The organism is Terrisporobacter petrolearius (assembly GCF_020748185.1).
Lineage (GTDB): Bacteria > Bacillota > Clostridia > Peptostreptococcales > Peptostreptococcaceae > Terrisporobacter > Terrisporobacter petrolearius.
In genome coordinates, this window is the sequence record NZ_JAHZMO010000194.1 from 1 (window position 1) to 442 (window position 442).

Sequence of the window (442 nt, forward strand, 5' to 3'; positions counted from 1 at the left end):
CTGGCGCGTACAGGCGATACTGTATGCATGAGTGTCATCTACAGCAAATGAACAATGCCGGATGCGGCGAGAGCGCCTTGTCCGGCCTACAATTTTCACATATTTCATTTAGTTAATCGAAACCAGCGTCGCATCAGTCGTATACGCTTACACACACACTCCCCCCGTCGCCCGCAGCAATAAATCATTCTGGATCTGCTCTGACAACCGTACGCCGCCGCGCGTATCTAACATCACCTGACACCACGCCTGCGCCATTGGCGGAGAAGCATATTTCAACATTTGCGCACCGCAGCCCAGCAGGAATAGCTGATGAGTAATCTCTCGCCTCAGTTCTTCAGCTGGCTTACGCAGCTGCTGCTGTAAACGACGAACCGCGCGATCAAAATAGCGATCCTGCCCTTTCACTTCCACAAACGCTTCCGACAATAAGTCGTATACG

The 442-nt window shown here is 52.0% G+C and carries 1 protein-coding gene; it reads right to left on the reverse strand.

The features are described from left to right. Window positions 1-147 precede the first annotated feature (147 nt). The coding region (locus K0040_RS22560) for an acyl-CoA dehydrogenase family protein (protein ID WP_228110470.1) at window positions 148-442 on the reverse strand (295 nt) is incomplete at its 5' end.